The organism is Dehalobacter sp. (assembly GCA_023667845.1).
Classification (GTDB): Bacteria; Bacillota; Desulfitobacteriia; order Desulfitobacteriales; family Syntrophobotulaceae; genus Dehalobacter.
Genome location: JAMPIU010000082.1, coordinates 1 through 1139, shown reverse-complemented (window position 1 = coordinate 1139; position 1139 = coordinate 1). Strand labels below are relative to the sequence as shown.

Annotated in this window: 1 protein-coding gene; it reads left to right on the top strand. The window is 42.2% G+C overall.

Annotated elements, in window-relative coordinates; translation table 11 throughout:
• Positions 1-429: 429 nt before the first annotated feature.
• Positions 430-1029, top strand: a complete 600-nt coding sequence (locus tag NC238_06610) for an IS110 family transposase (GenBank protein MCM1565609.1) — start codon at positions 430-432, stop codon at positions 1027-1029.
• Positions 1030-1139: the final 110 nt, after the last annotated feature.

Genomic DNA, 1139 nt, shown 5'->3' with positions numbered 1-1139 from the left:
GCATAGCTATCGTAGAAACTAATAATAACTCCGGGTTGTACGGCGATATCCTGGTGTTTGACTATGATGGGCAGACGAAAGCTTTTAAACTGTTGGGCAGGTACAATTACTCCGATTATTTTAGAAATCCGCAGATTGAAAAACCAATGATGACATCAAACCCATAGGCTGAAGGTGATTTTTGTATTACTATAAAACCGGCTCAGAGTGTCGATAATTCATCCTGCAGAGTCCATGGTGTTGAAACCTGCTGCTCCATTGCGAAGCGTCGTCAGTAAACTAAGCGAAGCTGAGGTGCGAAATTGGATGAGCGGATCAGCGGAAAGTATTCCTGTAATGTTTTTAAAAGAGGTTGACTAATAAAAGAACCTCCTGGTACAAAGGTGTTAGCCAAACAACCATAATAAAGTACCGGGAGGTCTTAAACCAATGAAAAAGCGAACAGACAACTTAATTAAGACACGTGCCATTCACACCTTGATAGTAGGTGTGGATATAGCCAAAAGGACACACTGGGCTAGAATGCTGGATAACAAAATGGGACTCGAAGTAGATACAGCCTTCAGCTTTCAGAATAGCATAAACGGATTTATACGTCTACTCGATAGGATAAATCGTGTCAAAGAGCGCCTGGGGGCTCAAAAAATAATCGTGGCTATGGAGCCGTCAGGCCATTACTGGAAGCCGCTGGCCAGCTACCTGCTCAAGATAGGTATAACGGTGGTTATCGTAAATCCTCATCACGTCAAAAAGCAAAAAGAACTCGATGATAATTCACCTACAAAAAACGATAAAAAAGATGCCTTAATTATTGCTAATTTAACCTGGCAAGGCCGATTTTCTCAATGTCATTTACCCCAAGGAATCTGGGCGGAACTGCGGGTTTGCACTCAAACCCGCAGGCAGCAGAAAGCTAAACTAAACTCCGCCCAAAATAATCTGGCAGCAATATTAGACGAGTATTTCCCTGAATATCCTAAGGTTTTTAAAAAACTATTGGGGAAAGCCTCCCTGTATATTACAACCTAACCGAAAACAGCTCTGGACAGCATAAAGGGAAAACCAGGATTTCCAAGCGGGGCCGACCGGGGTTAAGGAACATTCTTTATCAGGCATCTATTGTATTAGTATCTAAAAAC

Excerpts from the sequence above, each read along its gene's own strand:
- NC238_06610 (MCM1565609.1), top strand. The coding sequence starts at position 430 with ATGAAAAAGCGAACAGACAACTTAATTAAGACACGTGCCATTCACACC.